General features: G+C 70.4%; 26 protein-coding genes and 2 pseudogenes. 16 read left to right on the forward strand and 12 right to left on the reverse strand.

All coding sequences use genetic code 11. The features are described 5' to 3' along the window. Positions 1-245: 245 nt before the first annotated feature. Complete coding sequence (locus ACWD4J_RS39665) at positions 246-1,211, forward strand: N-acetylglucosamine kinase (protein WP_451400437.1); 966 nt, start codon at positions 246-248, stop codon at positions 1,209-1,211. Between the two features lie 226 nt (positions 1,212-1,437). Then, positions 1,438-2,358, forward strand: coding sequence for a sirohydrochlorin chelatase (locus ACWD4J_RS39670; RefSeq protein ID WP_451400415.1), 921 nt, complete (start codon positions 1,438-1,440; stop codon positions 2,356-2,358). Positions 2,359-2,468: 110 nt separating this feature from the next. Here ACWD4J_RS39670 and ACWD4J_RS39675 read toward each other — a convergent pair whose 3' ends face one another. The 3 genes from ACWD4J_RS39675 to ACWD4J_RS39685 all read right to left on the reverse strand — a co-directional run bounded on the left by ACWD4J_RS39675 (position 2,469) and on the right by ACWD4J_RS39685 (position 5,283). Continuing rightward, complete coding sequence (locus tag ACWD4J_RS39675) at positions 2,469-3,518, reverse strand: lactonase family protein (protein WP_451400416.1); 1,050 nt, start codon at positions 3,516-3,518, stop codon at positions 2,469-2,471. A gap of 568 nt (positions 3,519-4,086) precedes the next feature. After that, on the reverse strand, positions 4,087-4,737 hold the full coding sequence (locus tag ACWD4J_RS39680; RefSeq protein ID WP_451400417.1) for a DUF305 domain-containing protein: 651 nt from the start codon (positions 4,735-4,737) through the stop codon (positions 4,087-4,089). Between the two features lie 96 nt (positions 4,738-4,833). Beyond that, positions 4,834-5,283 (reverse strand): DUF6153 family protein, encoded by a 450-nt coding sequence (locus ACWD4J_RS39685; protein ID WP_451400418.1) that lies wholly within the window; start codon positions 5,281-5,283, stop codon positions 4,834-4,836. A gap of 246 nt (positions 5,284-5,529) precedes the next feature. Between ACWD4J_RS39685 and ACWD4J_RS39690 the strand changes: the two genes are divergently transcribed. Genes ACWD4J_RS39690 through ACWD4J_RS39700 form a run of 3 tightly spaced genes read left to right on the forward strand, consistent with a single transcriptional unit; the run spans position 5,530 to position 8,062 of the window. After that, entirely contained in the window at positions 5,530-6,891 is a 1,362-nt protein-coding gene (locus ACWD4J_RS39690) for a rhodanese-like domain-containing protein (RefSeq protein ID WP_451400419.1), read from the forward strand. Positions 6,892-6,932: 41 nt separating this feature from the next. Further along, positions 6,933-7,313, forward strand: coding sequence for a rhodanese-like domain-containing protein (locus ACWD4J_RS39695; RefSeq protein WP_451400420.1), 381 nt, complete (start codon positions 6,933-6,935; stop codon positions 7,311-7,313). Beyond that, entirely contained in the window at positions 7,310-8,062 is a 753-nt protein-coding gene (locus ACWD4J_RS39700) for a sulfite exporter TauE/SafE family protein (RefSeq protein ID WP_451400421.1), read from the forward strand. Before ACWD4J_RS39695 ends, ACWD4J_RS39700 begins: the two co-directional genes overlap by 4 nt. Positions 8,063-8,113: 51 nt before the next feature. On the opposite strand, the gene ACWD4J_RS39705 is transcribed toward ACWD4J_RS39700, so the two are convergent. Beyond that, positions 8,114-10,402, reverse strand: a complete 2,289-nt coding sequence (locus ACWD4J_RS39705; RefSeq protein WP_451400422.1) for a heavy metal translocating P-type ATPase — start codon at positions 10,400-10,402, stop codon at positions 8,114-8,116. 123 nt (positions 10,403-10,525) lie between these two features. Further along, a complete protein-coding gene (locus ACWD4J_RS39710; protein WP_451400423.1) occupies positions 10,526-10,750 on the reverse strand; it encodes a heavy-metal-associated domain-containing protein in 225 nt (74 codons plus the stop codon). A 141-nt stretch (positions 10,751-10,891) separates the two neighbouring features. Between ACWD4J_RS39710 and sigJ the strand changes: the two genes are divergently transcribed. From sigJ to ACWD4J_RS39725, 3 genes and pseudogenes are all read left to right on the forward strand, one after another. Further along, positions 10,892-11,767 (forward strand): RNA polymerase sigma factor SigJ, encoded by an 876-nt coding sequence (gene sigJ, locus ACWD4J_RS39715; RefSeq protein WP_451400438.1) that lies wholly within the window; start codon positions 10,892-10,894, stop codon positions 11,765-11,767. Positions 11,768-11,992: 225 nt separating this feature from the next. Then, positions 11,993-12,222: pseudogene (locus ACWD4J_RS39720) on the forward strand (Lrp/AsnC ligand binding domain-containing protein); the annotation flags it as partial. A gap of 70 nt (positions 12,223-12,292) precedes the next feature. Next, positions 12,293-12,991 (forward strand): HAD family hydrolase, encoded by a 699-nt coding sequence (locus ACWD4J_RS39725; RefSeq protein ID WP_451400424.1) that lies wholly within the window; start codon positions 12,293-12,295, stop codon positions 12,989-12,991. A 49-nt stretch (positions 12,992-13,040) separates the two neighbouring features. On the opposite strand, the gene ACWD4J_RS39730 is transcribed toward ACWD4J_RS39725, so the two are convergent. Further along, the gene (locus ACWD4J_RS39730; protein ID WP_451400425.1) at positions 13,041-13,820 is read right to left on the reverse strand and encodes a LysR substrate-binding domain-containing protein; all 780 of its coding nucleotides are present in this window, start codon (positions 13,818-13,820) and stop codon (positions 13,041-13,043) included. Between the two features lie 72 nt (positions 13,821-13,892). On the opposite strand from ACWD4J_RS39730, the gene ACWD4J_RS39735 reads away from it, so the two are divergent. Continuing rightward, entirely contained in the window at positions 13,893-14,285 is a 393-nt protein-coding gene (locus ACWD4J_RS39735; RefSeq protein ID WP_451400426.1) for a DUF5997 family protein, read from the forward strand. Between the two features lie 217 nt (positions 14,286-14,502). On the opposite strand, the gene ACWD4J_RS39740 is transcribed toward ACWD4J_RS39735, so the two are convergent. Together ACWD4J_RS39740 and ACWD4J_RS39745 are read right to left on the reverse strand one after the other, a co-directional pair. After that, positions 14,503-14,796 (reverse strand): GYD domain-containing protein, encoded by a 294-nt coding sequence (locus ACWD4J_RS39740; protein WP_451400439.1) that lies wholly within the window; start codon positions 14,794-14,796, stop codon positions 14,503-14,505. Positions 14,797-15,031: 235 nt separating this feature from the next. Beyond that, complete coding sequence (locus tag ACWD4J_RS39745) at positions 15,032-15,871, reverse strand: class I SAM-dependent methyltransferase (protein WP_451400427.1); 840 nt, start codon at positions 15,869-15,871, stop codon at positions 15,032-15,034. A gap of 50 nt (positions 15,872-15,921) precedes the next feature. Between ACWD4J_RS39745 and ACWD4J_RS39750 the strand changes: the two genes are divergently transcribed. Continuing rightward, positions 15,922-16,833, forward strand: a complete 912-nt coding sequence (locus tag ACWD4J_RS39750) for a hypothetical protein (RefSeq protein ID WP_451400428.1) — start codon at positions 15,922-15,924, stop codon at positions 16,831-16,833. Further along, positions 16,736-17,872, forward strand: a complete 1,137-nt coding sequence (locus tag ACWD4J_RS39755) for a cytochrome P450 (RefSeq protein WP_451400440.1) — start codon at positions 16,736-16,738, stop codon at positions 17,870-17,872. The genes ACWD4J_RS39750 and ACWD4J_RS39755 overlap by 98 nt, the downstream gene beginning before the upstream one ends. 52 nt (positions 17,873-17,924) lie before the next feature. Here ACWD4J_RS39755 and ACWD4J_RS39760 read toward each other — a convergent pair whose 3' ends face one another. Continuing rightward, positions 17,925-18,152 (reverse strand): hypothetical protein, encoded by a 228-nt coding sequence (locus ACWD4J_RS39760; RefSeq protein ID WP_451400429.1) that lies wholly within the window; start codon positions 18,150-18,152, stop codon positions 17,925-17,927. Positions 18,153-18,241: 89 nt separating this feature from the next. Between ACWD4J_RS39760 and ACWD4J_RS39765 the strand changes: the two genes are divergently transcribed. Continuing rightward, complete coding sequence (locus ACWD4J_RS39765; protein ID WP_053666946.1) at positions 18,242-18,457, forward strand: DUF4177 domain-containing protein; 216 nt, start codon at positions 18,242-18,244, stop codon at positions 18,455-18,457. Positions 18,458-18,831: 374 nt separating this feature from the next. Continuing rightward, positions 18,832-19,317: pseudogene (locus tag ACWD4J_RS39770) on the forward strand (SAM-dependent methyltransferase); the annotation flags it as partial. A 36-nt stretch (positions 19,318-19,353) separates the two neighbouring features. Here the strand turns inward: ACWD4J_RS39770 and ACWD4J_RS39775 are convergent. Both ACWD4J_RS39775 and ACWD4J_RS39780 read right to left on the reverse strand, forming a co-directional pair. After that, positions 19,354-20,838, reverse strand: coding sequence for a DEAD/DEAH box helicase (locus ACWD4J_RS39775; RefSeq protein ID WP_451400430.1), 1,485 nt, complete (start codon positions 20,836-20,838; stop codon positions 19,354-19,356). 171 nt (positions 20,839-21,009) lie between these two features. Further along, a complete protein-coding gene (locus ACWD4J_RS39780; protein ID WP_152787098.1) occupies positions 21,010-21,213 on the reverse strand; it encodes a cold-shock protein in 204 nt (67 codons plus the stop codon). An 879-nt stretch (positions 21,214-22,092) separates the two neighbouring features. On the opposite strand from ACWD4J_RS39780, the gene ACWD4J_RS39785 reads away from it, so the two are divergent. Further along, positions 22,093-22,725, forward strand: coding sequence for a hypothetical protein (locus tag ACWD4J_RS39785; protein WP_451400431.1), 633 nt, complete (start codon positions 22,093-22,095; stop codon positions 22,723-22,725). Further along, entirely contained in the window at positions 22,722-22,850 is a 129-nt protein-coding gene (locus ACWD4J_RS39790; protein WP_451400432.1) for a hypothetical protein, read from the forward strand. The genes ACWD4J_RS39785 and ACWD4J_RS39790 overlap by 4 nt, the downstream gene beginning before the upstream one ends. Before the next feature lie 1,196 nt (positions 22,851-24,046). Here the strand turns inward: ACWD4J_RS39790 and ACWD4J_RS39795 are convergent. Next, entirely contained in the window at positions 24,047-24,877 is an 831-nt protein-coding gene (locus ACWD4J_RS39795; protein WP_451400433.1) for an SDR family oxidoreductase, read from the reverse strand. A gap of 67 nt (positions 24,878-24,944) precedes the next feature. Here ACWD4J_RS39795 and ACWD4J_RS39800 point away from each other — a divergent pair, with 67 nt between their 5' ends. Further along, on the forward strand, positions 24,945-25,556 hold the full coding sequence (locus ACWD4J_RS39800) for a TetR/AcrR family transcriptional regulator (RefSeq protein ID WP_451400434.1): 612 nt from the start codon (positions 24,945-24,947) through the stop codon (positions 25,554-25,556). The last annotated feature ends 636 nt before the right edge of the window (positions 25,557-26,192 follow it).

Raw genomic sequence — 26,192 nt, forward strand, 5'->3', positions numbered from 1 at the left:
TACTGAGACGGTCGGACATCGCAGAGCCGCAGGTGGATGAGCAGGTCCGCCCACACACCTATGGGGAGTTCGTCCGCCATCCCACCTCCCTGCGTACCGGACAAGGGCTAGTCTTCTTCGTCGGCGAGCTCCTCCAGTCGGTCGAGCAGGCCACACAGCCGGCTGCTGGAGAGGAGCGGAGAGCCGTGACGCAGGCCGGTCCGGCAGATGCCAGGACAGACGCCGGGTCGCCGACGCCGTCGGCCGTGCTGGGCGTCGACTCCGGCGGCTCCGGACTGCGGGCAGCCCTTGCGGTCCGCAGCGGCACCGGCGCGGTCGCCCTTTCGGGCAGCGAGTCGGCTGCACCGGTTCGCACAGGCCCCGGTGGCATCGACCCGGACCATCTGCTGGAGCAGCTGGTGCCCATGGCCAGGAACCTGATGCGGGAGGCAGGTGTCGCCGCCATCGGGGCCGTGGCCATCGGCGCCGCCGGGATGGCGACCCTCGGCGCCCGGCTGCGCGCCGAGCTGCCGGCCGCGCTGGCGCGTGACCTCGGGGTACGGCATCTCGCGCTCGCGGCCGACGCCGTCACTGCGTACGCCGGGGCCCTGGGCGGGCGTCCCGGTGCGGTCGTGGCCGCCGGCACCGGCATGATCGCGCTCGGCACGGATCTCAAGACCTGGCGCAGGGCCGACGGTTGGGGACATCTGCTCGGCGACTGCGGCGGCGGGGCGTGGATCGGACGGGCCGGCCTCGAGGCGGCCATGCGCGCCTACGACGGGCGGCGCGGCGGCTCGCCCGCCCTGCTGGCGCGTGCCGAGAAGGTCTTCGGGCCCCCGGCCGGGCTGCCCGGGAAGCTCTATCCCCGCGCCGACCGGCCCGCGGTACTCGCGTCGTTCGCTCCGGACGTGGCCGCATGCGCGGCGGACGATCCGGTGGCGGCGGGCATCCTGCAGGACGCGGCGCGCCATGTCGCCGAGGCCGCAGCCGCGGTCCTCCCGGCCTCCGGCAAGTGCGCGGTCGCCCTCACCGGAGGCCTGTTCAAGATGGGTGAGCCACTGCTCGCGCCCGTGCGTGCGCAACTCGCCCGGCTGGCTCCGCAAGCGCGCCAGGTGCCTGCCGGAGGCGACCCGCTGCACGGAGCCGTACGCATGGCGGTCGACCTCACGCTGGACCGGCCGGCCCTGCCGCCCGACGAGCACTTGCTCTGCGTCGTAAGGCTCGATGGCTGAGCGGTCGTGTCCGACGCCCCGCCGTCAGCCTGGCCGGAAAAGACCGTTGAAGTATTTGATACGCACTGATAGAGCACCACGTGGCCATGAATCCGCACGTGCTCCATCCGCGGCAAGGCCGGTGAGAGTGATCCTGACGTAACCCGGAAGACAAATCAGGACGGATACCGCTCACCTGCACCCTCCCCGAACAGGGGAGCCCAAGAAACCAGTAGCATGCGGCGCCATGAGCTCCCCCACTGGGCCTGCATCCGGCCTGCCTGTACGAATGCCGCGTCCCCGCCAGCCGGGGCGGCACCGCCGCCCCGAGCCCGTGGCGGCTCCCGAGGGCGCGCCCGCGCTCGTCCTCGCCGTGCCCGGCACGCCCAGCGCCGCCGCGCGCAGCCTCGCGGAAGAGGTCGTGAGCATCGCCCGCTCCGAGCTCCCCGGCCTGGACGCGCGGATCGGATACGTGGACGGAGACAACGACGAGTTCCCCGCGCTCCAGTCCGTACTCGCGAACACGGCCCAGGAGCGCACCGCCCGCTACGAGCAGGCTGTTGCCGCCGGTGCGGACGTCGCCGCGCCCGAGGGCCCGGTGGCTGTCGTCGTGCCGCTGCTCGCCGGCCCCGACAGCGCGCTGCTGCGGACCATCCGCCAGGCGCTGATGGAAAGCCGTGCCGCCGCCGAGCTGACCGATGTGCTCGGCCCGCACCCGCTGCTCGCCGAGGCGCTGCACGTGCGCCTGTCCGAGGCCGGTCTGGCCCGTGCCGACCGTGCCCGGCTGTTCACCGTGGCGACCGCCGCGGACGGCATCATTCTCGCCTCCGTCGGTGGCACCGAGGCCGTGCAGGCCGCCGGAATCACCGGCATGCTGCTGGCCGCGCGCCTCGCGGTGCCGGTGATGGCCGCGGCCCTGGACGAAGAGGGCTCGATCGCGGCGACCGCGGAGCAGCTGCGCTCCTCGGGCTCGGCCCAGCTGGCGCTCGCGCCGTATCTGATCGGCCCGGAGATCGAGCCGGAGCTGCTGGACGCGGCGGCGAAGGAAGCGGGCTGCGCGGCGGCGGACGCACTGGGTGCGTACCCGGCGATCGGCAAGCTCGTGCTCTCCAAGTACACGACGGCGCTGGGCATCGCCCCGCAGCCGACGGGCACGCCGGTGCGCTGACCGTACGCGCGAAGAGGCCCGCTCCCCGTGCTGGGAGCGGGCCTTCGCCGTTTACTTCTTTACTGCCCTGCTGTCCGCCTGCCCGCGCTCTCTCTCAGCCGAACACCGCTTCAGCCGAGCACCACGCAGGACGCCGCGGGCGCTTCGATCGAGCCGGCCCGCCGCGGCAGGCCCGTCTCGGGATCGAGGCGGAACCAGGTCACGTCACCGGAGCGCTCGTTCGCGGCGTACAGGTACCGCCCGGACGGGTCGAGGGCCAGATCCCGGGGCCAGTGTCCGCCGCACGGCACGGTGGTCAGCAGCCGCGGGCGTTCCCCCGTGCCGTCGAGTGCGAGTACGGAGATGACGTCCTCGCCGCGGGTGGCGGTCCAGGCGAACCGGCCGTCGGGTGCGACGACGATCTCCGAGGGGTAGGCGTCGCCCTCAGGGGCACCGGGCAGCACATGTGTCTCGCCGAGCGGCTGCAGCAGGCCTTCGTCTCCGTCCCAACGGCACGCGGTCACGGTCGGCGCCAGCTCGTTCAGCACGTACACGAGACCGCCGTTCGGATGGAAGGCGAGGTGACGCGGCCCGGACCCGGGGCGCAGGGCCACCTCGCGCCGGAGACTCAGCTCGCCTTCGCCGTCGAGGGAGCAGATGCGCACGGAGTCGGTGCCGAGGTCCACGCTGACCGCCCAGCGGCCGGTCGGGTCCGGCACCACCTGGTGGGCGTGCGGTGCCTGCTGGCGCTGCGGGTGCGGCCCGGAGCCCTCGTGCCGCAGCAGGCTGGACGGGGCGGCGGCGAGCGCGCCGTCGGCCTTCACGGGCACGGCCGTGACGCTGCCCGAGCCGTAGTTGGCGGTCAGCACATGCCCGGCGTGCACGGCGAGATGCGTGGGCCCGTCGCCCTTCACCGGCACCGGAGTGCTCATCAACTCCGCCGTCTCCCCCGTGACTTGGTACGCGGCGACCGAGCCGTCGGCCGTCTCGCTGACCACGTAGAGCACGGTGGAGTCGGGTGAGAGCGCGAGATACGAGGGATCGGCGATCTCGTCGGTGGCGCTCAGCTCGGTGAGCGCACCCGTGTCCTGGTCGACGGCCGCGACGATGAGTCCCCTGCCCCCGGCTGCGGTGAACGATCCGATGTACGCCCGTCCGGCGCGCCTGCCGCCCATTGCCACTGCATACCCCTCTCACTGCCGGTGCTGCTGGCCCTCACCGCGCCCCTGCCGGCGCTGGCGCCGACGGTAGCAGTCGACAGCCATCGGTCTAGACCAAGCACCCCGGAAACGGCACGGATCCCCACGCACGCACGCCGCCGGATGGCGCAGCCGTGGGTGCGGTGTAACCCCGTCAGCCCACATGGGTCGGCTGTCGGCGGAACGCCGGCCCGGCGCTGTGCCGGTTCAGGCCCCGACGAGCCGATGTGTCCCGCGCGGTGCGCGGTGTGAGGTGAGCGCCTCCACGGCGGCCTCCACACGCCGGCAGGCCGCGGCGAGGCGGACGTCGTGGGACGCCTCGGGGTCGGCGGCCACGGAGGCCGGCCCGCGGACCTCGCGGGCGCTGCGCCGGCGGGGGCCAACGGATCACGCAGGCGGCAAGGTCGACTTCGGGTCGCCCGGACGACGGACCGCCCCAGGCTCGCGGTGGTGAGCCGGCAGGGCCTGGGGCGGTCGGCGTGCGACCGACGCGGGTCAGCGTGCGATCGCAGCGGTCAGCGTGTCACCGCAGTGGTCGGTGCGCCGTGGATCAGAGCCGCTCGAGAATGCTCTGGAACTGCTTCACCTCGGCGGACTGACCCTCGACGATGGCGTCCGCCATCTTCTTGGCGTCCGCGTTCTTGCCGGTCTTCTGCTCGCCCTTAGCCATGCTGATCGCGCCGTTGTGGTGGTCGATCATCATCCAGGCGAACATCTTGTCGAATTCCGTGCCCTTCGCAGCCTCGAGCTCCGTCATGTCCTCGTCGGACATCATGCCGGAGCCTCCGGAGTGGTCCATGCCGGCCATGGACTCCGTCTCGGTCGGCTTGCCCCAGGACTTCAGCCAGCCCCGCATCGTCTTGATCTCGGGGTCCTGGGCCTTCTTGATCTGCGCGGCCAGTTTCTTGATCTCGGAGTCGGATGCACGGCCGTCGGCCAGCTTGGCCATCTCCAGGGCCTGCTGGTGGTGCGGGATCATCATCTGCGCGAAGCTGACGTCCGCGCCGTTGAAGTCCGCGGCCGATGCGCTGCTGCCCGGCTTGGCGGTCGCCGATGCGGAGGCCGCGCCGGCGTGGTCCATGCCGCTCATGTCGTCGTCGTTGCCGCAGGCGGCGAGCAGCAGGGCTGCCGCCGCCACGACTCCGGCGGCCGCGATGCGGCGGGCAGGCTTGCGGTGGAGGCTGCGAGTGCGGTCATTCATGGTCGATCTCACCTCGTATGTCGGTTCTTCTGGCTGTTTCGGCGTACGCGTCGTCGCGGGGCGGCGCTTGGGAGCGCGCCCGCGAGGCGGTTCGGCCTACAGCCGCAGCACCGACAACTGGGTGAGATCGGGGCCGCGCGGCGGCGGGTTGGGCCGCTGGGCGACGGTCGCGCGAGCGAGGAGGTTCGCCGGCCAGTCGGGTCGGCGGGTGAGCGCAGCCTTCAACAGAGCGGCCAGCACATACGCACTGAGCAGCACCGCCAGGCACAGCGACAGCATGTCCATCGCCATGGCGGGATGGCCTGCGGAATCCCGGGACGACGGGGAAGGCTTCGCGTGGCTCGGCTCCGTGACAGCCGGCGTGTGCCCGGAGCCGTGAGCCGTAGACGCCGCATCTATCGCCGATCCGTGGGATGCGGTGGCCGTGCCATGACCGGACGAGCCGTCAGGATGCCCGAGAGTGTGCATGACGAAGATCCCGAACGAGAGCACGAGGACGAGCAGCAGGCGCCCAAGGGCTCCTCCCGCCCGTGCGTACCGGCTCATGCGCTCACCCTCTGATCTCCGCCCCGGGTCACCCCGGATCACCTTCCGGCATCCGACAGTACCTGACCGCAACCCCTTGGCCGCCGAGGGCACTCCGGCCGCGACCAGGCAATTCCGGTACGTCGCCCCAGTGCTCTTCGTCACCGTCGAGCACCCGACACACGCCCCACGGATACCCCACCCGGTATAGCTGCTACGGTGAAGTACATACCCCCGGGGGTAAACAGGACCGGACAGGAGCAGCGCGTGTTCTTCATCGACACCATGGAGATCGAGGGCCTCGGAAACCGCCACTACCTGGCGGGCGGACCGCGTACGGCGGTGGCCGTCGACCCGCCCCGTGACATCGACCAGGTCATCGCGGCGGCCGCGAGGCGAGGCGTACGCATCTCCCATGTCGTGGAGACGCACATCCACAACGACTACGTGACCGGCGGCCTCGAGCTGGCGAGGGTGACCGGGGCCGCGTATCTCGTTCCCGCCGGTGCGCACGTGTCCTTCCAGCGGGTGCCGGTCCATGACGGTGACATCGCCGACATCGACACGGGCCTGCGCCTGCGCGCCGTGGCCACCCCCGGCCATACGCCCCACCACACGGCGTACGTCCTGGAAGACGACGGCACCCCCGTGGCCGCGTTCACCGGCGGGTCACTGCTGATCGGCACCGTGGGCCGGCCCGACCTGGTCGAGCCGCGCCTGACCGAGCGGCTTGCCCGGGCCCAGCACGCCTCCGCGCACCGGCTGGCCGCCGAACTGCCGGACGATACGGCCGTGTTGCCGACCCACGGCTTCGGCAGCTTCTGCTCCGCCGCGCAGGCCGAAGGCGACGCCACCACCATCGGCCGGGAGAAGCGCGTCAACGAGGCGCTCGCCAAGGACGTCGACGCGTTCGTCGCCGACCTGCTGGCCGGGCTGGAGGACGTCCCCGCGTACTACGCGCACATGGGCCCTGCCAATGCCGACGGCCCCTCCCCCGTCGATCTGACGCCGCCCGCCGTCGCCGACGCCGACCAGATCGCCGCGCGCCTCGCGGCGGGCGAGTGGGTCGTCGACCTGCGCAACCGCATCGCCTTCGCGGAGGGGCACGTGGCGGGCTCCTTCAACTTCGAGGCCGCGGGGAAGCTCGCCACGTATCTCGCCTGGATGATCCCGTGGGGCAAGCCCGTCACCCTGCTCGCCGACAGCGCCGAGCAGCTCGCCGATGCGCAGCGCGAACTCGTCCGGGTCGGCATCGACAGGCCCGCCGCCGCGGCGACCGGCGCCGCCGAGCAGTGGCTGCGCCCGGGCGAGGACCCGGCCTCCTTCCCCCGTGCCGGCTTCGGCGACCTCGCCGCGCTAGGCCCCGACCCGGACGTCGTGGTCCTGGACGTGCGCCGTGACTCGGAGCGCGCCGCCGCCCACATCGCCGGCTCGGTGCACATCCCCGTCCACGCTCTGCACAAGCGCATCGCCGAGGTGCCGCCCGGCACGGTCTGGGTGCACTGCGCGGGCGGTATGCGCGCGGCCATCGCCGCGTCGCTGCTGGACGCGGCCGGCCGGGACGTCGTCGCCGTCGACGACTCCTTCGACAACGCCGCGGCCGCCGGCCTCCCCCTCGTCTCCTCCTGACCCGCCCGTTCAGCGCGAACCCGAACTCCCTAGGAATGCCCATGTCCCCCAACGGACCCGTACCGGGCCGTATCACCGCTGATGAGGCCGCCGCGCGCACCCGCCCCGACGGTGACGCCGTCCTGCTCGACGTACGAGAGCAGGACGAATGGGATGCCGGTCACGCACCGCACGCCGTCCACCTCCCGCTGACAGACCTGGCCTCCGGCGGTTCCCTGCCGCCGGCCGCGCAGGGACAGCCGCTCGTGGTGATATGCCGCTCCGGCAACCGCTCGCGGCAGGCAGTCGCCCTGCTGTCGTCACTCGCCGGCGACGCCGTCGGCGCAGTGGACGCCGTCGACGTCATCGACGGCATGCGGGCGTGGGCGTCGGCGGGTCTTCCCGTGGTGGACGCACATGGCAAGGGCGGCTCGATAGCGTGACCACCCTGCTCCTCGCCCTCGTCGCGGGCGCCGTCGTCGGCCTCGCTCTCGGGGGACTGGGCGGCGGCGGAAGCATCCTGGCCGTTCCCGCCCTGATCTACCTGCTCGGCTTCACCCCTGTCGCGGCCACCACGGCCAGCCTCATCATCGTCGCCGCCACGACCGCGACCTCCCTGTACGCGCATGCCAGGGACGGCAACGTCCAGTGGCGCACCGGCATCCTGTTCGCGGCCGCCGGCATCGTGCCCGCGCTGCTGGGCGGGGCGCTGGCCGGCCGGCTTCCCGAGTCTCTGCTCACGGGAGCCTTCTCCGTGATCGCCTTCCTGGCCGCACTGCGCATGCTCAGGCCCGGGCGACCGGACGCCGAACGGCACCGGCTGCCCGCGCGGCCGGGCCGGGCCGCCGCCACGGGTGCCGGACTTGGTGCGATCACCGGCTTCCTCGGCGTGGGCGGCGGCTTTCTCGCCGTCCCTGCGCTGGTCAGCGTGCTCGGCCTCAGGATGCGGGCCGCCGTCGGCACGAGCCTGCTGGTGATCACGATCACCTCCCTGGCGGCTCTCACCGCCCGCACCGGCACGGCCCACGGACTGCGCTGGGAGGTCATCGCCCCCTTCACCGGCGCCGCCGTCCTCGGCGCCTGGGACGGCAAACGCCTGGCCACCAAGGTGTCAGGCGCCACCGTGCAGCGCGTCTTCGCCGTGGTCCTGGCGGCCGTGGCGGCGGTCATGCTCCTCGACGCGCTCCTCTAGCACCGAGAACCCCGGCATACGCCGCCACGCCGTCGGTCGTGACCCGGCCTCCTACTTGAAGGACCGCAGCCGCAGGCTGTTGGTCACGACGAAGACCGACGAGAAGGCCATCGCGGCACCCGCGATCATCGGGTTCAGCATGCCGGCCGCTGCCAGGGGCAGTGCGGCGACGTTGTATCCGAAGGCCCAGAACAGGTTGCCCTTGATGGTGGCGAGGGTCCTGCGGGAGAGCCGGATGGCGTCCGCAGCCACCCGCAGGTCACCGCGTACGAGCGTGAGGTCGCCCGCCTCGATCGCCGCGTCCGTGCCCGTTCCCATCGCCAGGCCCAGGTCGGCGGTGGCGAGGGCGGCCGCGTCGTTGACGCCGTCGCCGACCATCGCGACCGTACGGCCCTCGCGCTGCAGCCGCCTGATCACGTCCACCTTGTCCTGGGGCAGGACCTCGGCGATCACTTCGTCGATGCCGACGGTTCGGGCGACCGAGTCCGCGACCGTCCGGTTGTCACCGGTCAGCAGCACGGGCTTCAGGCCGAGCCTGCGCAGTTCGGCGACCGCCTCGGCACTGGTCTCCTTGACCGCGTCGGCGACGGTGAGGACGCCGCGGGGCCTGCCGTCCCAGGCGACCGCGACCGCCGTGCGTCCCTCGTCCTCAGCGGCGGCCTTGGCCTCGGCCAGCTCCAGCGGCAGCTCGATGGCCCACTCCTTCAGGAGCTTCTCGCGTCCGACGAGCACCGCGTGCCCGTCGACGACGCCCTGGACACCGAGACCGGCGACGTTCTCGAAGTTCTCCGGTACCGGGAGGCTTCCGGTCCGTGTCACAGCGCCTGCGGCGATCGCCTGGGCGATCGGGTGCTCAGAGGCGTGCTCCAGCGCACCGGCGAGCCGCAGCAGTTCGGTCTCGTCCTCGCCCGTCGCCGTGACGACGTCCAGGAGCTGCATACGGCCCGTGGTCACGGTCCCCGTCTTGTCGAGGACGACGGTGTCCACGCGCCGGGTGGACTCCAGGACCTCGGGGCCCTTGATCAGGATGCCGAGCTGGGCGCCGCGCCCGGTGCCGACCATGAGGGCGGTCGGCGTCGCGAGACCCAGCGCACAGGGGCAGGCGATGATCAGCACCGCGACAGCCGCGGTGAAGGCGGCAGCGGCGTCACCGGTGACGAACAGCCAGGTCAGCAAGGTGCCCAGAGCGATGACGATGACGACCGGGACAAAGACCGCCGAGATGCGGTCGGCCAGACGCTGCACCTCGGCCTTGCCGTTCTGGGCGTCCTCGACGAGCTTCGCCATCCGGGCGAGCTGGGTGTCGGCTCCGACCCGGGTCGCCTCGACGACCAGCCTGCCGCCGGCGTTCACCGTGGCACCGGTGACGGCATCGCCGACTGTCACGTCCACCGGCACGGACTCGCCGGTCAGCATCGAGGCGTCGACCGCCGAACTGCCCTCGACGACGGTTCCGTCGGTCGCGACCTTCTCTCCGGGGCGTACGACGAAACGGTCACCGACGGACAGCTGCGCCACAGGGATGCGGACCTCCCTGCCGCCGCGCAGCACGGAGACGTCCTTGGCACCCAGCTCCAGCAGCGCCTTCAGCGCTGCACCGGCCTTCCGCTTGGACTTCGCCTCCAGGTAGCGCCCCAGGAGGATGAACGTGGTCACGCCGGCCGCGGCCTCCAGGTAGATGGAGGACGAGCCGTCCGTACGGGAGACGGTGAACTCGAAGGCGTGCCGCATGCCTGTCATCCCGGCGTGCCCGAAGAACAGCGCCCACACCGACCAGCCGAGCGCGGCGAGCGTGCCGATGGACACGAGGGTGTCCATGGTCGCGGCGCCGTGACGGGCGTTGGTCCAGGCTGCCTTGTGGAACGGGAGGGCGCCCCAGACGACGACCGGAGCGGCCAGGGTCAGCGACAGCCACTGCCAGTTGTCGAACTGCAGGGCCGGGACCATCGCCATCAACACGACGGGTACGGACAGCGCCAGCGACACGAGCAGCCGCTGCCGGAGCAGGAGCAGCTCACCGTCCGCTGCCGGCGGAGCGGCCTGGGCCTCAGCCGCATCCGCGGCGGCCTGCGGCAAAGGCGGGGGCGGCGACTCGGCCGTGTACCCGGTCTTCTCGACAGTGGCGATGAGGTCGGCGACCTCGATCCCGTCCGTGTACGAGACCTTGGCCTTCTCCGTCGCGAAGTTGACGGTGGCCGAGACGCCGTCCATGCGGTTGAGCTTCTTCTCGATGCGCGCGGCGCACGACGCACAGGTCATGCCGCCGATGGAGAGCTCGACCTCGGCGGTGGGCGCCGGCACCGTGGCCGGAGCCGTCTTCTCGGGAGCCGTGCTGGTCATGGGCGTTTCTCCTGGGAGAGGCCGGGGCGTACGGCGTCCGTATCAGCGGAGCGGCACGTCCCGGCGCGGGAGCGACATCGCGTTCCGGGGTCGTTCAAGGGGCGGACGGCCCCGGCGGAGCAGTCAGGCCGGGCCGACGAGCTCGTAACCGGCCTCGTCGACCGCGGCGCGCACGACTTCCTCTTCGAGGAGGGCGGCGGAGGTGACGGTAACCTCGCCGGAGGCGGCGACGGCCTTGACCGCGGTGACGCCGTCCAGCGCGGAGAGCTCCTCGGAAACAGCGCTCTCACAGTGGCCACAGGTCATGCCGGACACCTTGTAGACGGTGGTGACGTTCTCGGAGGTCATGGCTTCTTCCTCAAGTGCGTGCGTATGTGCGGGACGGGCTGGTTGTCCGCCGCCCCTGCCGATACGACTAACACTATACCCCCCCTGGGTATTTCCTCCGGCCGACACCCGGACGAACGAAACTTCCCCGTTGATCACACGATCGGGGCCCGCCCACCGAGGCGACTGTGTCGCATCCTCGGCAGCGCAGCGGATGCCGAGGACGCGGTCCAGGACTCCTGGATCAAGTGGTCGGCCGCCTACCGCTCGCAGGTGGCCGACCCCAAGGCGTACCTGACACGGATCGTGTCGAATCTGGCGATGGAACGCCTGCGCTCCACCCGGCACAAGCGTGAGACCTATGTGGGGCCGTGGCTTCCGGAGCCCATCCTCACCGGCGTCGACACCGCAGACGCCGTCACGGCCGCCGAGTCGGTGTCGATGGCGATGCTGGTGGTGCTGGAATCGCTGAGTCCGCTCGAGCGTGCGGTGTTCGTGCTGAAGGAGGTCTTCGGCTTCAGCCATGCCGAGATAGCGGAGGCGGTGGAGCGCTCCGAGGCAGCGGTGCGCCAGGCCGCGCACCGTGCACGTGGGCATGTGCGGGCCCGGCGGCCGCGCTTCACCGCGGACCGGTCACGGCAGCGGGAGGCCACCGAGCAGTTCTTCGCGGCCGCGACGGGTGGTGACATCAACACCCTGATGGAGCTGCTGTCCCCGGACGTCACTCTGTGGACCGACGGCGGCGGCAAGGTCCGCCAGGCCCTGCGTCCGGTGGTGGGCGCGCAGACGGTGGCCGCCTGGTTCGCGGCCATCGGCACCGTCACCTACCAGGGCGTCGAGCCTGCCGACATGAACGCGGAACTCGTCGAGATCAACGGCGGGCCGGGCATGCTGTTCAGCGGATCGGGCCGCGTGATCGCCACGGTCACCTTCGACTTCGACGCAGAGGGCCGCATCACCGCCATCCACAACGTCGCCAACCCCGACAAACTGCAAGCCGTCATCGACGGAACCGCGCATGACGTCGGCGTCCACTGAGCTGCGCGGGATGCACTGAGCTGCGCGGCCACGCTCATGATCACTGGCCGATATGCCCCGGTTCAGCTGAGGGCATCGAGCCGGCTCGACAGGAACCCCGCCATCGCTGGGCACGGCGGGATCGGCCGAACCGCAAACCCGAACGGGACATCGGCTCGCCAGGCCCGAACGGGACATCGGCTCGCCAGAGGGGACTCGGCTGGGCCATTGGCACCGTCATAACCGCTGGCCGCCGTACCGGAGATCATCGAGGCGTTCTCGATCACGGGCGGGGGCGACCTGCTGACCCGCGTCGTAGCGCGGGACAACGCGCACCGGAGGACGTGATCCAGCAGCTGATCCAGGTATCGGGCGTGGTGCGCACCCGCACGGAGGTGGCGCTGCGTGAGCGGGTGCCCCATCGGCTGCTGTCGCTCGTGGAGTCGATCGGCCGCTCGGCTCGCGTGGCACGCTGAACCCTCGCGCTCGCCGGTACCGTCCCAGCCGCCCGCGCCCGCCCCCTCACGCCCTGGCATGCTGAACGGCATGAGCAAGGGCGCCCCCACCTCGGTCATATTCGATCTCGATGGAACACTCGTAGACAGCGAGCCGAACTATTTCGAGGCGGGACGGCACGTTCTTGCAGAGCACGGCGTCTTCGACTTCACCTGGAACGACCACCAGCAGTACGTCGGCATCAGCACGCAGGAAACGCTCGCTCTGTGGAAGGAGCGGTTCGGACTCACGGCACCGCTCGACGAGCTCTTGGCGGAGAAGAACCGCCGCTATCTGGAACTCGCCCGGATCTCCACGCCCGTCTACCCGGAGATGCGGAGGTTCGTGGAGCGACTGCACGAGGCGGATGTGCCGATGGCCGTCGCCTCGGGATCCTCTCGCGAGGCCATCGAGGCGATCTTGTCCGGCGCCGGGCTGACCACGCTGCTGCCCGTCGTCGTATCGGCGGACGAGGTGGCGCACGGCAAACCCGCACCGGACGTCTTCCTGGAGGCCGCCCGCCGGATCAGCGCCGAACCGGAGGGCTGTGTGGTGGTGGAGGACGCCGCGCCGGGGGCCGCCGCGGCGCATGCGGCGGGCATGCGCTGCATCGCGATCCCCTACGTCGCGGCGCAGGCGGACGACCCTCGGTTCGCCACGGCGGGACTGCTCTTCCGCGGGGGCCAGGGCGAATTCACGGCGCGGGCCGCGTTCGAGTGGCTTGCGCTCGCTCCGACGACACAGTCCTGAACGCAGCCAGCCGGACATGCGCATCCGGAAGTGCGCATCCACCCTGAAGCTACGACCGGCGCCGAGGTTTGCCCCGCTTAGTGCCTTTCGGCCCGCCGGAACCACTGCGCGGACTCTTGCCGGTCGACTTGCCGGCTGCGGGTTTCCGCCCCGCGGCGCCCGAATCGGGCCGCTTGCGCTTCGGCTGAGCGGGGGTCGGGGCCGGGGCCGGGGTCGTACGGCGGCCCCGGGAGCTGTTGACGGTCCGCCCGCGCACGATGCCGATGAAGTCCTCCACCAGGTCGGTGGTCGCCTCCTCCGGCCACGACAGCGCGACGCGCGACTCGGGGGCGTCCGTGACCGGCCGGTACGTGAGGTCCTTGCGGTGGTGCAGACGGGCGAGCGACTGTGGCACGACGAGCACTCCCACCCCTGCCGCCACCAGTTCGATGGCGTCCGCCGTCGTGGCGGGGCGCTCGATCGCGGGTCGTCCCGGCAGACGCTCCCAGCCGAGAACGTCGTCGAGGGGATGCAGCACGATGTCGTCGGCCAGATCCTCGGCGGACACCTCGTCGACCGCCGCCACGACGTGGTCCTTGGGGACCACGACGACCGTCGTCTCGGCGTAGAGCGGGATCGCGCTGAGGACCGTCCGGTCGACGGGCAGGCGCACGAGACCGGCGTCCGCGCCGCCGCCCAGCAGCACATCGGCTGCTTCCTCGGCGGACACGCCGATGAGGGTCAGTGGGACATCGGGCAGCCGCTCGTTCCAGATCCGCACCCACTTGCCGGGCGTCACCCCCGGGACATACGCGAGCCGGAACGAAGGGGTTTCTTCCGAGCCTGTCACTCCGCCAGGTTACCGGTCGCTCGTCACCGGTCGTGGTCGGAGGTCGCGCAGGCGCTCGATACCCTGGACACCATGAAGTCGCACCAGACCGCCCAGACGATGAAGCCCGCAACCGCGGCGAAGAAGCTGGGTGTGTACCTCGAGGCCACGCCCGCCGAGTTCCAGGAGGGTGTCGTCTCGCGCGCCGAGCTGGACGCGCTGCAGGCCGATCCGCCCGAGTGGCTGCGGGAGCTGCGGCGCAACGGCCCGCACCCCCGCCCGGTGGTCGCGGCGAAGCTGGGCATCTCCATCTCCGGCCTCGCGCGTGGCGGAATCACGGAAGCCCTCACCACCGAGCAGATCGACGCGCTGAAGAGGGACCGACCCGACTGGCTGGAGAAGGAGCGCGCCACCCAGGCCGAGGTCCGCAAGGAAACGGCGCGCATCAAGGAGAAGAACGCCCAGCGCGACGATCAGTCCCGCTGACCCCGGTCCCGGCCTGCGGGCCGCCCGATGCTGCGGAGCATCGGCCTCCGGGCCGCCGGGAACCACCGACCACCACTACGGGGGCGGGCTACGCCGAAGTCGCGAACTGGCCCCCGCGACGGGCTGTCTTCCAGGCCCAATGCCGTCGCATCGGGCCTGGAGACGGAGCTTGCCGAGTCGCCTCGCCGGACGCCTCGCGCGCAAGGAGTGGAGTTCCTCAGCCGGCCTTGCCGATGATGCGATCCATCTCCTCTCGATCGAAGGCCCGCAGAGTCGTGCTACGTACATTGCCCACCCCGCCGAGCTGCAGGAGTGCCGCGGTGGCGGTCTCGTCGTCGGGGGCCTCGACGACGGCAACAAGGTCGTATGGACCGACGGTCCAGTAGATGTTCAGGAGATTCGCCCCCACCTTCTGCAGCGCTGCGGCAAAGGCCTCGGCGCGCTTCCCGGTGTCCTTGAAGTTTCGGATCCCCTGCTCGGTCCAGTTAAGCAACGTGACAAACGTCGGCATGTTCTTTCCCTTCACGAGGAAAAACATCGCGAGATCAATCGTGGACGCCCTGGCTGACGCCCGCACAAGGTGGGCCCCCGAACGAGCAGAGCGGACACGTCACCCGAGGAAGCTCAGCCGCACATGACGGTTGGGTCGGCCTCGGGTGCCTTGCCCGGGGCTGGGATTCAGCGGGCCGCCTGGATATCGGACTTCTCCGGGATCGCGTGGCGGCGCCGCGGTGCGCCGGCCGGTGTCACCGCCTGTGTGACACTCCCAAGTCGATGAGATACCGCTTGGTCACCCGGCCGTCGTACCGCCCGTCGATCAGGTTCGCGATGCACCCCAGCAACCCGTTCCTGGCGGCCTCCGGAAGAGCTCGGTGGCCGGAATAGGTCCGCAGCAGCTCCAGATAGTCCGACGTGGTGTAGGTGACATCCTGCTCGTAGCGGCGGAAGACCGTGGGGCCGAACCGCCCGCTTCGCGCGACCTCCTCCGCATGGTCCGAGCCGTCGACGCCGGCGGCAGCGGGCGGCCGCAGCCCGGGCGGCGTGTCCGGGTCGAAGCGCTCGTAGCAACGCTGGACCTCGACGAAGAACTCCTCGGTGCCGCCCCTCACATGCTGGTTGCGCACCACGGCGAGCGCCCCGCCCGGACGCAGCGCGTCGGCGGCCTTGGCCATCCGCACCGCGGGATCGATCCAGTGGAACGCCGTCGCCGAGACGACCGCGTCGAACGGCTCCTCCGGCAGCGGCCAGCTCTCGAAGTCCGCCGTCACCACCTCCACCGCCGCGGCACCGGCCAGATTGCGGCGGGCGACCGCGGCCATGCGCGGTCCCGCCTCGACGGCCGTGATCCGGCAGCCCCGTCCGGCCAGAGGCACCGTCGCCTGGCCGGTCCCGCAGCCCACCTCCAGTACGCGGCTGCCGGGGCGGGCACCCGCGAGTTCCGCGAGGTCGTCGTACAGCTCCGGCGGATATCCGGGCCTGGCCCGGTCGTACAGCTCCGCGTCCTCGTCGAAGGTCCGGCTCAGAGGCACCCGCCGGGACTCCTCGGGCCTGTCATCGCGTATTGCGTGCGTAGTGTCGTCAGGCATGCGGAGCAGGCTATGCGATGCCCGCCTCATCATGAGCGGAGCCGGAAGGCGTGATCGGCGCCGCACGTTTCGGCGTACTGGACAAGGCCTTACTGGCCCAGCACTACGACCCTCCGAACCCGCCTGACGACAACACGCTGCTCCGGGGCCTTCGTCACGAACACGGCACCGAGCAGGCCGAGGACCTCACCTACGCGGACTTCCTCGACCGGATGGCGAGCGGGGAGCAACAACTCCGGGCGGCCGGCGACTGGTTCCATCCCCATCCCTGGCTCAACCTCATCCTGCCGGAGGAGACCACCGGGCCGTTCGTCCGGCGCGTGCTCGACGGGCTGACCGAGGACTCGCTGGGCAGGTCCGGACTGGTCCTGGTGTACCCGATACCCACGGAGAAGCTGAGAACGCCGTTCGTCCGCAGGCCGGCCGGATCGACGGCTCCCGGTGCTGGCCCGCATCCTCACCGACCGGGACATGCACCGTACCCCCGTCGGCGCGCTGGCGCTGTGCTGCGCCGCCCTCAGCGACGTCCTTGCCTGGTCCCTGCTCGCCGTGGTGGTGGCCATCGTCGCGCCCGGCGCGCACCTCTGGCGGGTGCTGCTGTTGCCGCGCCTGACGGTTGGGGTTGTCCCTGTTCGTGTCCACCAAACTCCGTTGAGGCAACCCCGACCCACCGGCGTGTCCGGGGGCGATGTCGGCCGCAGGGGGCGAGTCACCCACGGTGTGGGACCAGCTCAACGCACCGCCGGAGACGCATACGCTCTGAGTGGGCTCCGGGGAGGCCGGAATTCCAGGAACGGGAACAGGAGAGCTTCTATGGTGACGGCGCGCCGATTTCCGCTCGGCTCCGCGACCACGCTCACGGAACTGGAGGACGACCCCCACCCCCGACTGGCCCTGCTGCGCGCCCGCGAACCGGTTTCATGGCTCCCCGTGCTGGACGGCTGGCTGGTGACCCAGCGTGATCTCGCACTGCGCGTGATACGCGACGCGACGACCTTCACCGTGGACGACCCCCGCTTCTCCACCGCCCAGGTGGTCGGTCCGAGCATGCTCTCCGTGGAGGGCGCCGAGCACAAGCGTCACCGCGCCCCCTTCACCGACCCGTTCCGCACGCAAGATGTACACGACCGGTTCACCGGGTTCGTGGAACAAGAAGCCGCCCGGCTCGTGGAAGGCATCCGGCCGCGCGGCAGCGCCGAACTGCGCCGGGAGGTGGCCGGGCCTCTGGCCGTCGCCGTCGTTGCCGAGTCGCTGGGCTTGGTCGGCGCGGACGCCGAGGCGGTGCTGTCCTGGTACGACGCCATCGTGAGCGCGGTCTCCGACATCACCGCCGGGCTGCCGGCGAACCCCGCCGGGGCGGCGGCGTTCGACCAGCTGCGAGGCAGCGTCGAGGCGACGGTCGCGGCAGGAGGCGACGCGTCGCTGCTGGCCACGGCGGCCGAGAGTAAGCGCCTGAAACTGCCGGAGGTGGTCGCCAACGCCGCCGTGCTGATGTTCGGCGGTATCGAGACCACCGAGGGCATGATCGCCAACGCCGTACTGCACTTGCTGGCACACCCTGGTCAACTCGCCCTCGTGCGTGCTGATCCAGACCTGGTCGACGCGGCGATCGAGGAATCGCTCCGCCTGGAACCCGCCGCCGCGGTCGTGGACCGCTACGCAACGGCCGACGTGACGATCGGCGGGGCCGACGTGCGGCGCGGTGATCTGGTGGTCGTCTCACTCGCCGGCGCGAACCGCGACCCCGAGGTCTTCCAGGACCCCGACGGTTTCGACCTGCGACGGGGCAACTCCCGCCTCCATCTGGCCTTCGCGCACGGCCCGCACTTCTGTCTGGGCGCCCACCTCGCCCGCCTGGAAACCCGCGCCTGCCTCCGCGCGCTCCTCGACCGTCTCCCCGGCCTGCGGCTCGACCCGGCCTCGCCCACCGCACCCAGAGGCCTGGTCTTCCGGAAGCCCCCGGCCCTGCGCGTCTGCTGGGACGTGCCGGTGCAGCGCTGACGCGACGCCGGATTACCTCCTCGTTGCGCTGTACCGGAACCGCCGAAGTAGGTCAGGTGGCGAACCGCTCGGGCGAGTGAGCGCGGATGTGCTCGATGTCGCTGAAGACGGCCCTCCGGTGGCTGTGCGAGGAGCAGGCGAGGGGTGCCCGACTGGCGAGCGCCGCGGACCTACCGGACATGGACCGTACGGCGCCGCGCTCACGCCTGAGGTGCGCCCCGCCGTCGCGGTTCGGCGCCGCGCCACGCAGGCCCTCCTCGCCCCCTCCCCCCGATGACATGCCCCCACCCCGCCGTATGGGGCAACGTCGATCGGTGATTGGCTGTCCCCGGTTCCGTCAGCCAATCCATCCACGGGAAGGCCCCAGCCATGAGCAACCCCTACGCACTCGAATACAAGGTCGTCACCTTCCGCGAGTCACTGATCGGAGACGCACTGGACAGCGACAAGCTGGAGAAGGTTCTGAACAAGCATGCCGAGGACGGCTGGGCCCTCAAGGCGATCACGTCCGCCGACGTCAAGGGCCGTATAGGGCCCGGTGCGGTCGAGGGCCTGCTGCTCACTCTGGAGCGTCCGCGCCGCTGACGGCCGCCATTCCTGCACGGCACGGTGAACGACGGGCTCCACCGCACTCGGCAGTCTCGTGCGTACGGGGCTGCCGCCGGGACTCCAGGGGGCCGGCAGAGGACACAGATCGTTCAGCGCGAGCCGCCGGTGGCTCCTGATGGCGACAGGCCGTTCCCGACCTCGGATCGGGCAGACGTCGGCCACCGTCGGCGTGACGGCGACAGGCACCCTCTACGCCGGGGCAGGAGCGCGCTGGTCGAGCGTGGGCGTTCGCTGTCGCACGCACCGACGGGGTCGCCCTACGTCGCTGAGGTCCACCACCGCGTCCGGGTCGCGGACTGCTGCACCGCGGCCCGGCGTGCACGCGTGGCGAGATGGGGTGAGCCCCGGGCGAGACGCTCCCGGTCATGGGGGACATGGCCACGACTGCCGTCCCCGGCGAGTGCACGCTGGTCTCTCTCGTCTACAACACCATCACGAACCTGCTCACGCAGGACGAGCAGATCGAGTGCTTCCGAAACGCCGCACGTCACCTGACGCCCGGCGGCCGATTCGTCATCGAGCTGGGCGTACCGCCGCTGCGGTTCCTGCCGCCCGGGCAGGTCGCGGTGCCGTTCGACGTCTCCGAGCGGCATCTCGGCTTCGGCACCTTCGACCTGGTCGAGCAGATTCTCGTCTCGCACCACTTCACCCGCGACGGCGACGACGGCCGCTACCGCCGGGGCAACTCCCGGCACCGGTACGCATGGCCGGCGGAGCTCGACCTGATGGCACGGATCGCGGGGCTCGAGCTGGAACGACGCGTCGCGGACTGGGACGGGGCGCCGTTCACCCAGGACTCCGCGAAGCACATCTCCGTGTGGCGCAAGCCAGCCTGAGTCACGCACACAGCGTACGAGGGGACCATTGCCGGCCTATGCGCCACGACGGACCCGGGCGGCCTTGCGGGCCTCGGCAATCTGGCGGGCCTCAGCAGACCGGCGAGACTCGCCACCGCCGCCGGCCCGCCCTGGGCGGGTGCCGAGACCACGGAAAGGGGCACCGCCGCGCTTCGGGCGCTCCGCGACCGGCCCGCTGCCGGCGACGGGGACACCGGAGGGAGCCTGGGCACCGGTGATGCGGCTCAGCTCGGCCTCGCCGGAGCGGACCTGCGTGATCCGCGGCCTGATGCCTGCGTCGGACATGAGACGGGCCATGTCCCGGCGCTGGCCGGGCAGGACCAGCGTGACGACACTGCCGGACTCGCCGGCGCGGGCAGTTCGGCCACCGCGGTGCAGGTAGTCCTTGTGGTCGCCCGGCGGGTCGACGTTGACGACGAGATCGAGATCGTCGACGTGAATGCCCCGAGCCGCGACGTTGGTGGCCACCAGCGCCGTGACGTCGCCGCTCTTGAACTGTGCCAGGGTGCGGGTGCGCTGGGGCTGCGACTTGCCACCGTGCAGCGCCGCGGCCTTTACGCCGCTGCTCAGCAGGTGCTTGGTGAACTGGTCGACAGCATGCTTGGTGTCCAGGAACATGATCACGCGCCCGTCGCGGGCAGCGATTTCGGTGGCGGTGGCGTACTTGTCGGCGCCGTGCACCTGCAGCACGTGATGCTCCATCGTGGTGACCGCGCCCGCCGACGGGTCGACCGAATGGACGACCGGGTCATGGAGGTAACGACGGACCAGGAGATCGATGTTGCGGTCCAGCGTGGCCGAGAACAGCATGCGCTGGCCGTCGGGACGTACCTGGTCCAGCAGTTCGGTGACCTGCGGCAAGAAACCCATGTCCGCCATCTGGTCGGCCTCGTCCAGAACGGTGATGTTCACCCGGTCCAGGCGGCAGTCCTTGCGCTCGACGAGATCCGCGAGGCGGCCAGGAGTCGCAACGACCACTTCGGCCCCGGCACGCAGTGCGCCGGCCTGCCTGCCGATCGACATGCCGCCGACCACAGTGGCCAGCCGCAGCTTCAGCAACCGAGCGTACGGGGCGAGCACATCGGTGACCTGCTGGGCCAGCTCGCGCGTGGGGACGAGGATCAGGGCCAGCGGCTTCCGCGCCTCGGCACGCTGCCCGTTCGTGCGCACGAGGAGCGCCAGGCCGAAGGCGAGCGTCTTGCCCGATCCGGTGCGCCCGCGGCCCAGAACGTCACGCCCTGCGAGGGAATTCGGCAACGTGGCAGCCTGGATCGGGAACGGCTCATTCAGGCCGAGACTGGTGAGCATCTTCAGCAACTCGACTGGCATGTCCAGTTCACCGAAGGTCGCGACCGCGGGCAAGGCCGGGGTGACGGTGACCGGCAGCGCGAACTCCCCCTGTGGCGCGGAGGGACGGCGCCCGGTGTCACCTGGACTGGCGCCGGGGCGCCCCTGACCCCGTGGACGGAAAGGGTCATTCGTGCGAGCTGAACGGCTCATGGAGAACCTTCCTCGACTGGGCGCGCATCGAGGAATTCCCGACTGGAACGAGCCGGATGAATTGCAAGAACGAGCCGAATATAAGACCAAAAGAATTCCAGCGAAATGCAAAAAGCAGTAAGCTGGGGCCCCGCAAGATGCGGGGCCCCAGCTACCTCATACGCTTCGACGTCAGGCGGGAGTGATGTTCTCCGCCTGCGGGCCCTTCTGGCCCTGCGTAACGTCGAACTTCACCTTCTGGCCTTCCTGGAGCTCACGAAAACCCTGGGTGGCGATGTTCGAGTAGTGGGCGAAGACGTCCGGGCCGCCGCCGTCCTGCTCGATGAAGCCGAAGCCCTTTTCCGCGTTGAACCACTTGACGGTGCCAGTAGCCATGTCATATCCCCTTGGGGGCAGTGCCCGCGGGCCCACACCGTGTGAACCCCTGCGTTGCCACGATGAACCCCGTCCGGATAAGCACCGGAGATACAAAAATGCCCGACGACATATGGTCGCCGAGGCACTTGAAGTTTCGGGAACCACAACTGCAACTGCCAGCAAGTTTAGCACGGTACGCACATCGGCACTAGTTTCACCCGTGACGCAAGGCCTCGGTCTCACGGGAGCAATGGATCGGTGCCCCGGCCGGCGTCACCTCGAATACATGCGGAAGATGAACTTCCAGATTACACAAGGTGCAACCAAGGGGAACTCACCCTCTCCAGCGACGAGCACCTGGCCTCCGCGACCAGTTCGTTACCCGAGGAAAGTCAATGGCACCCCTCGGCTCGGATAATCCCGATTTGTTTCCGCGAAAGACAGGCCCGGAATCCCTCGGTGTCGAGCTGTTCGAATCCCGCCCGCCGCCAGGCCTCGCACTCCTCGCGTAGTTCGGCATCACTCAGTCGAACTTCCAGGCTGTGGTGACGGGCTTGGTACGCGAGGACGTCGGCAACGGCAAGGCCGAACGCTTCAACCGGACCTGCAGGCCGAGCGGGCCTACCGCCAGGTATTCGCCGGCAACACCGAACGCGCCGCAGCACTCGCGCCCCGGCTGCACTTCTACAACACTGGCCGCCGACACACTGCGCTCGGCGGCCAGCCACCGTCAGCCGACTGTCACCAAAGTCATGGCCGAGTACATCTGCAGCGAGACCGGACGTATCGCCGGTACTGCACCTGACGCAGCTGCGCATCTGCGCCGACTGGATCCGCTCCGGGGCTCTGGCCTGGTCGTTCATCATCAGCCCGTTCCCAGAGATGTGGGAAGCCCTGATGGAGCACCTGGGACACGAACGGGCCACCGCTCTGCCGTGGCACAACGGGCACACCTACACCCTCCTCGCCTGCGACTGGCGGGTCACCCCACTGTCGATCTGGTTCGACCGCACCCAGCCGGGCGCGCTGACCGAGACCCCCGCCCGCCCCGCCACCGACAGCCCGGCCGCCCCGCTGGCCCGCGCCGACTTCGACACCGCGGTACGCGACGCCCTGCGCGACTGGCACCGGCCAGACGCGCTCGCGACCGGCCCGCTGTGCACCACACGGATGGTCACCGGCCAGCCCGGGTACGCCGCCGAGCACGCCGGGGAGATGCTGCGGGAACTGCTCACCGACGCCGTGGACGCCCTGCGTGCCGATCCGGACAGGGCATCCGCCGCGGATTGGGCCGAAAGCGAAAGGAACGACTCCGCTCAGGGCGCCGACACACCTGCCACGAGCCCGGCTGCCGAGGTCGCCCAAGGCCAGGACTCGACCGGCGGGACCGTAGAGGCAGGTTCCGGCGACGCCCAGGCCGGCGACGAATCGGGATCGGACGAGGACACGTCCGACGACACCGCGGCCGACAAGTCGGGCTACGGGCAGGGATGCGGCACCAACGACCTGAGTGGTCGGCGAAGTCGGTGACCCAGGGCGGCGGTTACATCCAGGTGAGCGTCACGGCGAAGCCCGGTATCACGTGCGTCCTGCCGGACGGTCTGCCCGTCATGGCCTTCGGCTCCGGCGGCATCCAGGCCGGCCCTGCCGAGTGATGGCCTCGTCGACCCGCTCCCAGCCGGCGAGCATCCCGGCGATTGCGCTGAGGGCCGGCCACCATCCGGTGGAGGCGAACGGCTCGAGGAGTGCCAGCGCTGCCGGTTGTCCGTCCGGGGTGGTCGGCAGCGGCCACGGCGAGTCGTCGGGCGCAGAACCAGTCACCGCGTGCAGCTGCGTCGCGGAGGACGCCGGCCGGGCTCGTAGAGGAGGTCGACGACGGTGGGAGGTATCCAGCCGTCGTAGGTGCGATGGCGGTGGTCGAGGTCGACTGCGTCCATGATCGTGAACTCTATTGAGCAGGAAGCCGACGCGAGTGTGGACCACAGCAGCCCCGTCTTCCGCACATCCACACCGAGCGTCGCCACATGACCGTCACGGAGCGGGAACTGCCCCCTGCCTCACGACTCCGTCGTCGACCCCGCACCCTCGCACTTGGTGCGGCCGGAAATCGGCCCTACCGTCGTGGCCGCACCCAGGGCTACCCGAGAAACGACAAACGAACCTGACGATTCGGATTATCCCTGTTCGTATCCACCAAACTCCGTTAGGGCAATCCCGATCGTACCCGTGCCCTTGCCTCAGTTGCAGGTGACCGTTCCACGGCCTGAGGTGGTACCGACCCTAATCAACGCGCTGTGTGTCCGTTACCCCCATTCGTGAGCGATGGTGGACGCTCGGCGTGGAACGAGCCCTGCACCGAGTGGATGGGCACGGTCCACGACCTCGCCCCGCCGGCCTCGATGTCGCCATCCTCCACGCCGCCACACTGACGACCTGACAAGGCGGTCGACGGCCTGTCCGCAGAGCGTACGCAACGGACTAACCGGGGCGGTGACATTCGCCGGGTCGGACAGGCTGTGGCGGGCCATCAACCGGTAGAAGTGCGTCAGCGAAGCAGCACCGAAGACGGCATCCAGAGCCATGCAGCCAGGAGACAGTGGACTCGACAGCCCAACGGAAGATGCCCAAAACCAGGCCATGAGGCCTGCCCCGTCCGGCAATCACAGGGGCGAATGTCCCGCTGCCAGAGCACGCGCCGATACTTGGCCAACGTGGTCACCGACCACGACGCCGCCGCGTTCGCCGTCGTAACCATCCGCCGTTGGTGGAACGGAGCCGTTGCTAGAGGTTCGGCGAGCCGGCGGACACAAGGCCGGGGCACGGACGGGTCCCCGCGCCCCGGCGTTCCGGGTCAGGCGCCCGGAGCCAGACGGCCGGCACGGATGGCCGCGACGACACCGCCGTCCACGAGCAGGTCATTGCCGGTGATGAAGGTGGCGCCGGGGCCGAGCAGGAAGGCGGCGGCCTCGGCGATGTCGTCGGGAGTGCCCAGACGACCGGTTCCCGACGCGGAGATCATGGCGCGCATCATCTGGCCGCTGTCCCCGTCGAGTTCCTGCTGTCCCATGGGAGTGGCGATCACGCCGGGGCTGATGGAATTGATCCGGGCTCCCCGCTCGCCCCAGGAGGCGCTGGCGGCCTGGACACGCAGCCGGTTGCCGTACTTGGCCAGGCCATAGGCGCCCTGTCCCACGGCATCCGGATCGGTGAAGGGCAGGTCCAGCAGATCGTCGGCGGGCGTGTGTGCGAGAGCCTGCTCCTGCTCTGCGCCCAGGGGGGCGGGCAGCATGTGACCGGCCATACTGGAGATCACCAGCCCGGCTCCGCGGGGCGCGATGACCCGCCCGAACTCCTCCAGGACCAACGCCGTGCCGAGCAGGTCCACCTTCAGGACAGCGGCCGCGGGGGCCTGAACGGGGGAGAGGCCCGCGGTGTGCACGACCTGGGCGACGGGCCCCAGCTGCGCCGCCGTGCCCGCGAGAGCGGCGACCGAAGAGCGTGAGGAGACGTCGACCGTCTGCGTGACGATGTCGTGTCCCTGTCCGCGCAGGAGATCCGCGACGGAGGCGAGAGTCTCCTCGTTGAAGTCGGCGAGCAGCACCTTGTTGCCCGTGCCCTGGCGCCGGGCGATGGCCTGTCCCATTCCGCCCACACCGATGACGACGACCACGTTCGTGCCCATGGGCACCTCCCATTAACATTACGATACGTTTCGTAATTGAAGTCTACCTCTCGTAGGATGGGCCGCTATGGATGAGGTGCGGCGGCCTGGACGGCCCCGGGACGCAGGCAGGGACGAGGCCATCCTCGACGCAGCCCGGGAAGTCCTCCTGCGCGACGGCTATGCCGGTCTGTCGATGGAGAAGGTCGCTGCCGAGGCCAGGGTCGGCAAACCCACGGTCTACCGGCGCTGGCCCTCCAAAGCGGCCCTCGTCGGCGACGCCGTGCTGCACAGCTTTCTCGCTGCCGTGCCCGGCATCCGCCCGCCCGGCCAGCACATCGCCGTCGGCGCCGCCCAGCAGCTGACCGCCTGGTTCCGGGCCTACGCCACATCGGTCGGCGACCCACGCCATGCGGCCATGATCCTCGCTTTGACCGCTGCTGCCGCCGAGAGCCCCCACGACGCCGAAAGCCTCTACCGACACCACACCCGCACGCAGCACGAGACCGTCGTGAGCTGCCTGCGCGCGGGAGTGACGAGCGGCGAATTCCGCGCCGACGCCGACCTCGAAGCGGTCGCTGACGCTCTCATCGGCTCTGTCCTCTACCAGCTCCTCACCCGCACAAGCAACGCCTCACCCCAACGAACCGAGCACCTGCTCGACCTTCTGCTGGCCGGACTACGCTGCGCTGATCACTGACTGAAGCGTGATGTCGTCATGGTCGGGCAGGACAGATCCCGGTGCCACTACAGATCTGTTGGATAGACCTGATTGCTGAACTCCCTTGCTCCCGCTGTCGCGCTCAGCCAGGCTCGCCCTTTCGTCCGCGCTGTCCCGGCTCGCGATCTCTGCGCGCGCCGCCGCCTGCCAACGTCGGGCTCGGCCCCCGGCCCGGCACCCTCCCTCCGGTCCCCATCGTGCCGACCATGGGCGTCCGCATAGGGTGTGCCCGTAGCTCGACCCTCACCTGGTGTCGGCGTACACCGGAACGGAACGTGCACCGGCCGGTTCAGCCGAACGTGCACAATGCTCCTGCCCCTTTGGGCTGGTGCGGGCGCCAGGCCACCCACTTCGTCAGGATGTGGGACAGGCGTCGCTGTCAGTGTCTGTGAACAAACCCCCGGCCTTCGCGCCGCCGCGTGCCGCCAGTGACCGCACGGGACGACATCTGTTGCTCACGGCGGTGTCGAGCAATGGGAGCAGGCTGCTCCGGGACCACCCTGCTGTTCGCTCATTGATTTCAGTGGGCGGTTCGTGAGTTGATGTCCGTTCCGGACTTGGTTACTGCTTCTTGCTGAAGGTGCCGGGCTCGGCCTCGGTGAGGATTCCTAGTGT

The organism is Streptomyces sp. NPDC002577, from assembly GCF_053594815.1.